The 7,580-nt window shown below is 47.1% G+C and carries 5 protein-coding genes; 3 read left to right on the top strand and 2 right to left on the bottom strand.

Annotated features, from left to right (window positions below; translation table 11 throughout):
• Nucleotides 1–234 precede the first annotated feature (234 nt).
• Together AB7D94_RS05370 and AB7D94_RS05365 are read right to left on the bottom strand one after the other, a co-directional pair.
• On the bottom strand, nt 235–912 hold the full coding sequence (locus tag AB7D94_RS05370; RefSeq protein WP_420264705.1) for a metallophosphoesterase family protein: 678 nt from the start codon (nt 910–912) through the stop codon (nt 235–237).
• A gap of 247 nt (nt 913–1,159) precedes the next feature.
• Nucleotides 1,160–3,007 carry a hypothetical protein gene (locus AB7D94_RS05365; protein WP_420264704.1) on the bottom strand — a complete coding sequence of 616 codons (1,848 nt, stop codon included), beginning with the start codon at nt 3,005–3,007 and terminating at the stop codon, nt 1,160–1,162.
• Between the two features lie 797 nt (nt 3,008–3,804).
• On the opposite strand from AB7D94_RS05365, the gene hemL reads away from it, so the two are divergent.
• From hemL to AB7D94_RS05350, 3 genes are all read left to right on the top strand, one after another.
• Nucleotides 3,805–5,094 (top strand): glutamate-1-semialdehyde 2,1-aminomutase, encoded by a 1,290-nt coding sequence (gene hemL / locus AB7D94_RS05360; protein WP_420264703.1) that lies wholly within the window; start codon nt 3,805–3,807, stop codon nt 5,092–5,094.
• 94 nt (nt 5,095–5,188) lie between these two features.
• A complete protein-coding gene (locus AB7D94_RS05355; RefSeq protein ID WP_420264702.1) occupies nt 5,189–6,271 on the top strand; it encodes a universal stress protein in 1,083 nt (360 codons plus the stop codon).
• Nucleotides 6,271–7,488, top strand: coding sequence for a radical SAM protein (locus AB7D94_RS05350; protein ID WP_420264701.1), 1,218 nt, complete (start codon nt 6,271–6,273; stop codon nt 7,486–7,488). The genes AB7D94_RS05355 and AB7D94_RS05350 overlap by 1 nt, the downstream gene beginning before the upstream one ends.
• Nucleotides 7,489–7,580: the final 92 nt, after the last annotated feature.

The raw sequence follows: 7,580 nt of genomic DNA, 5'->3' as shown, positions 1-7,580 counted from the left end.
GGGGGGGGGGGCTGCTTTACTATTGTGACACAGTCTGGAAAGCGGGAATCCAGAATGTTGTAGATACTGACAGTCACAGCATTTTGCAATTGGCTCGATTCTATTCGTATTTTATTATCCACCACCTATTCGGGTAACCATCATGCACCATTGTACAACCTTAGAGATTACATATCAGTTACAAATTGGCTTTGAGCAAAAGAATCATTGATGCTATAAAAAATACCCGTAGAGCTAAGCCTTTTGTCCTGGCCTTGGGTTTGAGTTTATGGTCTCGTAGATTTTGTTGTTAATCGGGTCATAAGCAGAGAGTTTGCCGTAAAACACCGCCCCTGTGTCTATTACAACGGCGTTTGTATACTTCGTAACATGTTTGTGCGGGGTGTGGCCGACGATTATGTCCTTGCCCCTATATTTATCGTAGCTCCTCTCCCATAAGAGTGAGTTCTTTTTTGCGGTCTCTATGGTCTCTCCCAATGGAATGCCGCCGTGCATGAAAATATGGGTCTTGGTTTCATAATAAAATTCAAGCTGCTCAACAAATGGCATGAGATGTTTCTGTGCGTTTTCGTACCTGTTGGCGTTTTCTACGCCCTCATAGCTGTCAATCGTGGTTACCCCGCCGTTGATAATCCACAGTTGAAACATCTCTGCCGTCCTGTATTTGAAGGCGTTATAGGCGAGATATTCGTGGTTGCCCGCAAGAAGGACGATTTGGGCGCTGTATTTATTTTTCAGCTCCTCAACATACCGGACAACCATGGCGCTTTCCGTGCCTCTGTCTATGTAGTCGCCAATAAAAATCAACTGGTCGCGCTCAGGGTCGAATTTTATTACGTTTTCCACTAAATCAACGGTAAGCCCGTAGCAGCCGTGGATGTCCCCTATGGCTATCTGTCTCTCAAATTCCATATCATTTCGAGCCAATTGCAAAATGAATAAATATGTCCCCTTTACGTCCACCCTTGAATACTGGATTCCTGCTTTCGCAGGAATGACAACCTGATTCCGTCTTCCCCTGTCTGTCATTCCCGTGAAAACGGGAATCCAGAATGTTGAAGATACTGACAGTCACAGCATTTTGCAACTGGCTCATTTCTATAACAAACCGTATAGCAAACTGTATAACGAATAACGGCTCATCCAGCAAATACCCCCGTTAGTCGCAGTTGGCCTTACAGTTGATAAACGCCCTTCCATTTATAGTCCTCTCCCATCCAACCGTGTTAAGTTTCAGGCCTAATTGAAACGCTGTTTCGACACACCTCTGTTTACATTGCTCACGCTGGTACTCAGGCGACGCGGCTAACTCTTTGGCGGCCTTCTTTTCCGCAAAGTTTGCACGTTCCTGTTCACCGGCAATTTCAACATCAATGCCCACGGCAACATCTACGTGTCTTTTTATATCGTTGATTTCCTGGTCATAATTTTTCTGATTGTAGGCATCTGGATATCTTTCGTTAAGGCCGGTGGCCACCAATTGGTATTGGTCGTTCAGGTCAATGAGTCTTGCGAGTTTTGCCTGTGCCTCCAGTCTGGTCAGCTTTACGTTTTTGTCTATACCTTGTTCTGCGGCGGTCCCTTTTTCTTTTTCATATTTCTGCAGGGCTTCCATACTGGTTGACATTGTATCTGAGATAACGGACTCCATTTCTTTTTCATACTGCAGCAGGGCATCAATGCTGACAGCCTTACTTTTTTCGATGGCCTCTGGCACATTTCCCATCGTTCCATACTGCTCGTACGCGCGGGCGCTGTCAGCAAGCAGGGTCATCTTCTGTTCAAACGACGACGCCTTGCGGGCAAGATACTCGCTTATCAGCCCCACGTAATAAGGGCTTCCGCCGTGTGCACCCGCCTTGCTGAAATTAATCAGGCTGTTTATATAGTCGTCTATGTTAAACAGGGCGAGGCCAAGGCCGTAGTACATATCGGGGTCTGCGCTTTTTCTATCTATCAGGGTGCCGAATATAGCAGCCGCCTCATAGTATTTCTTATTATCTATGGCGTTGAAGGCGTAGTCTCTGGCGTTGGCCATTGAGGAAAACACCCTCAGCGGCTTTATCAGCTTATACCTCTGCCGAAACAAGAAAAGCCCGTGGTTGCTTGTGTTATATATCTCAGTATAGTCTTCCGGCCTTTCTAATTTGCTGTTTTCCCACAGGACAAACACCGCATCGTCGTCCCGCACCTCATATACTGCCCTGTAACCGACGTATGGGAAGGCCACCGGCTTGTTCTTAGGCTCAAGGCCCAAATCATCGCCCTTTTTGTTTATCTTTGGCGCCTTCTGATTAAACGGCGTAACGTCTTCGGGGTTTACAAGCGTGTATGTCTCAATTACACTGTCGGCTTTTCTGTCGGCATCCTTCCACACAGCAATCCACAGATTAACAATTTCATTGACCGTCTTATTGTAGTACCAGAGCATATCGCCAGTGTATCTGACAGGTGAGTCTGTGAAGTTGTCGCTGAAAAATACGTTTTTAAAATCCGCATAGAGACGCTTCTTTTCATACCCGCCGTAAATTACCGGCGAATACCTCGTAAAATCGGGCTTCTTGTCCCCTCCGTCATAACCGCCATAGAACACCGGGGCGTATCGTAAGAAAGTCCATTCCTCGCAAAACCCGCCCAAGCGGCCGGGGTAGTATTTTTGAATCACATACATAGTTAAATCTGTCATCAGGCGGGCAAAGTAATCTTTTTTAAGATCATTGCGCTTGTGTGCCTCAAAGACTGCCGCCTCATAGAGGTTGTCAAAGACCTTCTTGTCCTGGTATGCCGTTGGTTTATACTCAGTCTTATACAACTCGTCAATCATAGAATCATAAAATGGTATCAGGGCATATCTCAACCGCGTGGGCGTGAGGGCGATGGCGGTTGTCAGCGCCTTTTCATGAATCTTTTGGAAGCAGTTCCATTGCGCGGCGTTTTCCTGCGCACCGACAGACGCAACAGACAGACATAAAATGGCCATTACAGCGATTAAGACATATATCCTCATTGACTTGCTCCTCCATCCTTTGGGATTATCATCATATCCATACGCACCATACATCCATATGCACCATACATCCATATGCAGCCTTCATACACCAATTATAGCAAATAAATTATAGCAAATACGAACATTAAATAAGAACATCAAACCAGGGCAATCGCATTTGAAAAAAAAGCAGAAGATACCTATGCAATAATTCCGGCTTTGTCCCTTACCGTCATTCCGGCTTGTCCGGAATCTTCCCTGATTAGTGGGAGTTTCATGATGATTGTGCATATTCTGAGGCATAAGGACAGATTCCGGACAAGCCGGAATGACAAAAATAAGGGAGGTGACAAAAATAAGGGAGGCAATTTCTAATGCGATTGCCCTAAACATCAAACAGCAACATAATTAAAAAGATTTTATTTCCCATTCCAGTTTCGAACGCGCCCTACATACAAACCGGAACAAGAAAGCGCCGCGTTTAGATTATAGTATTATATGTATGTACGCAATAAGTTCTTTAACCTGTGCCATTACCTCTTTTCAGATGCCGTATGGCCTGCAACAGGCTGATTTAAATGAATTTATATTGAGATATAATTCGTATTAGAATATTACCGACACAACGGGATAAGAACTCTTCATAATAATATTACCTTATAAACCTGACAAAACCTGACAAAAGTGCTTTACTTTAACATGTTATTTATGTTACGCTCACTTAACAATACGCGCAATGCTGCATCAGCGCGTGCGCAATGGGCAACGAGTTATGAATTACGCATTAAATCTATACGTAAAAGGAGTATAACAGCATGAGAAAGAATTGGAGAACGTCGAAGAAATTGTTCCTGAGGGCAGAGGAGCTGTTCCCGGGCGGGGTGAACAGTCCTGTCAGGGCGTTTAAGGCCGTGGGGGGCAATCCCATCTTTATTGACACGGCTTATGGGGCGAAGATTTTCGATGTTGACGGCAACGGCTATATTGATTATGTCATGTCGTGGGGTCCGTTAATACTGGGACATGCCCACAAGGGTGTGGTGGATGCCCTTACGGAGGCAGCCGAGGATGGTGTTACATTTGGGGCGCCAACGCTCCTTGAGATAAAGATGGGCGAGATAATACAAAAATATTATCCTTCTATGGAGAGAATGCGTTTAGTAAGCTCTGGCACTGAGGCAACGATGAGTGCCATCAGGGTAGCGCGTGCTTTTACTAACAGGGACAAGATAATTAAGTTTGAGGGCTGCTATCATGGCCATGCTGATGGGCTGCTGGCAAAGGCCGGTTCAGGGGCGGCCACGTTTGGTCAACCCACAAGTCCGGGCGTACCTCAGTCGTACGCACAGGAAACTATTACAGTACCCTTTAACGACCTCAAGGCAGTGGAGGCGGTTGTGAAAAACGACTGGAAGACCATCGCCTGTATAATTGTGGAGCCTATAGCGGCCAACATGGGCTGTGTACTGCCGAAGCCGGGATTTCTTGAGGGATTGAGGGAGATAACCTCAAAACACGGGATTGTGCTGATATTTGACGAGGTGGTGACGGGGTTCAGGGTTGCGGTTGGTGGAGCGCAGGAGTTGTACGGGGTTACGCCTGATATGACATGCCTTGGTAAGATAATTGGCGGTGGATTACCGGCGGGCGCTTACGGCGGCAAGAAGGAAATTATGTCCATGGTCTCACCTGAGGGCCCGGTCTATCAGGCTGGTACACTTTCCGGCAATCCTGTTGCGATGGCCGCGGGCATTGAGACGATTAAAAATATAGGGAGAAAGGGTTTTTATGACCTGCTTGAGGCCAAGGCGCAAATCCTTGAAACCGGGTTTAGGGACGCGATTAAGCGCGCGAAGGCAGACGTAAAGTTTTACCGTGTCGGCAGTTTGTTCTGCCAGTACTTTACTGAGCACGAGGTCTATGACTATGAGACGGCGGCAAAGTCAGACACCAAGCTGTACGCTGAATATTTCAGAACTATGCTTGAGGAAGGGGTCTATTTCCCGCCATCGCAGTTTGAGGCCTGTTTCCTATCCATATCCCATTCGAAATACGACATACAGTTCTCAATGAGAAAAAGCTACAAAGTCCTAAGAAACATGTAATAATGTTTTAAGAAATATGTAATTAAGATATGTAAAATACAGGTCAAGGAGGGTTACCCTCCTTGCGGGGGTATGGGGGCAGCGCCCCCATGTTTTGGGTACTGGACTGATAAGCGGCCTGATACTGTGCTTTGACAATAGCGAGTTGTCCATGAAGGCGTCTGAAGCGGCGTTAGGGCTTGCTGTGACTTTGGGACTGCCCGTCACTGGCATTCATGCCTTTAATGCCGCAATGCACGAGGGCGCGTTCAGAGTTATGGAGCCGACGCTTCCCGCCAAATATCAAAAAGAAGAAATACTTGCCAAACAGAGACAATCCCACAATACACTAATAAATGTCGGCATGGAGCGCATATCAATCTCCTACCTGAAACCGTGCGAAGAGCTGTTTAGCTCTTCAGGCGTGTCCTATAAATCACATATAAAAGAAGGTAAGAACTTCAGAGCCATAACCGAAATGATCCAGGAAATAGCCGACAAATCCACGCTCGTAGTATTAGGCTCCGCGGGATTTAACCATGAGGAGACCGGCTTTGTTGGAAGCGTCTGCCTTCGGCTGATAAGAGCCAATGACATGGACTACCTCGTCGTTAAAAGAGCAATAAACTTTAACATTCCCAACATAGTAGTATGCCTTGATGGGAGTGAATCGTCAATCTCCGCCTTAAGAAAGGCAAAGGAGATAGCACAGGCGTACGACGGGCAATTGCACCTCCTGTATGTCTTTGACACGGCACTGCACAGGGACATCTTTTCCAGATTGAAAGACTCTCTGATAGAGGGTGACGGCTTTTCCTTTAATTCCAAAGAGCAGGAAAAGGCACATGACGACTTCATTGATATTGGGCTTGAGAAGGTGGGCGACATGATTCTCGACAAGGCGGAGAGAGAGGCGCTTGACGCCAGCCAGGCCGAAATAATGTCAGCCGGCTGGGGCCTGGTCGGTGATGTTTCACGGCTCAAACCGGCAATAAGACAGGTCATCTCAGGGTCAATCTATAAGAGTATCTGCGATTACGCCGCTTCCGTGTCTGCTGAGCTTATATTCGTCGGGCGAACGGGAAGACACTACGCTGATGGCGTGGATATAGGCTCTGTGGCAGAGAATGTGTTAAGATATGCCCCATGCAGCGTATTCGTTTCACGCGGACAAAAGCACAAGGGATGGGTAATGTAATGGAATATCAGCCATATATCGTTTCATGGAACGTAACGAGACGGTGCAACCTCTCGTGTGGACATTGTTACATAGACGCGGGCAGCGCGGTGGAGCCTGAACTTAATACACAACAATGCACCGCCCTGATAGACGAACTCGCCGCCATAAATAAGTCCATGATGCTGATAGTAACGGGCGGTGAGCCAATGATGAGAGAGGACATATTTGACCTGATATATCACGCAAGCGAGGCCGGACTTATCCCGGTCTTAGGGACAAACGGCACACTTATCACAACCAAAAACGTAACCCGCCTCAAAGAAGCGGGACTAAGGGGTGCTGGTATCAGCATAGACTCCACAATCCCTGCTGAACATGATTCATTTCGAGGCGTCAGCGGCTCATGGTCAAAGGCCATAGAGTCACTGAATCTCCTCAGAGAAGTCGGCATAGAAACTCAGCTTGACGTTACAGTAATGGACAGCAACTGTGCTGATGTAGAAAAATTCGTCTCACTGGGCGTTGAGCTGGGCGCAAAGGCAGTAAACTTCTTTTTCCTCGTGTGTACTGGCAGGGCGATGAGGACACTCATCTCAACGGCAAACTACGACAGCGCGCTGAGAACAATAATGGCGCTCTCGAAATCAGAGCGGCGGCTAATGGTGAGGGCACGATGCGCCCCACATATTTATAGAGTAATGTACGAAGACGGTACCCACATCCCATCGGGGACTAGGGGATGCCTTGCCGGGCGTTCATACATGCGCGTTGACCCGTATGGCAACGTAACCGCCTGTCCATACATGCCGGACACCGTTGGCAATGTGAAGTCAGAGCCGATTGCGGCTATATGGAATAATTCTACAAACCTAATCACACTAAGAGAAGGCAAATACGGGGGCAGATGCGGGCGTTGTGAATACATGGAGGTCTGCGGAGGATGCAGGGCAAGGGCATTTGCTGACAAGGCAGACTTTATGGACGAGGACCCACTATGCACATATGAACCCAAACAAGAAAAAGAGACGCTTAAAGTTGATACGGGCGATTTCACATCTGACCTTCAGTGGGACGACGCGGCAAGGCAGAGGATAAAGGCGGTACCTGACTTTGTCAGAAAAATGGTAATAAGGGCGATAGAAAACGCAGCGAGAGAAAAAGGGGCAACGGTAATTACAACCGAACTGCTTGACGAGGTAAAAAAGCGCAGCCCATCAAGGAATCATAACCGGTGAGCGGCGCACCCCGTCCATCGCTTTTTTTGAATAATATCCACAATAATGATTTTTTTATTGACATTTATGGATCGGACATAATAACATAGCCT

The sequence above is a fragment of the Candidatus Magnetominusculus dajiuhuensis genome (assembly GCF_046044395.1).
GTDB lineage: Bacteria > Nitrospirota > Thermodesulfovibrionia > Thermodesulfovibrionales > Magnetobacteriaceae > Magnetominusculus > Magnetominusculus dajiuhuensis.
This window is presented reverse-complemented; position numbering and strand designations above follow the sequence as displayed.

Coding starts and splice junctions, on each gene's coding strand:
- AB7D94_RS05365 (WP_420264704.1), bottom strand. CDS start 3,007: ATGAGGATATATGTCTTAATCGCTGTAATGGCCATTTTATGTCTGTCT.
- AB7D94_RS05370 (WP_420264705.1), bottom strand. CDS start 912: ATGGAATTTGAGAGACAGATAGCCATAGGGGACATCCACGGCTGCTAC.
- hemL (WP_420264703.1), top strand. CDS start 3,805: ATGAGAAAGAATTGGAGAACGTCGAAGAAATTGTTCCTGAGGGCAGAG.
- AB7D94_RS05350 (WP_420264701.1), top strand. CDS start 6,271: ATGGAATATCAGCCATATATCGTTTCATGGAACGTAACGAGACGGTGC.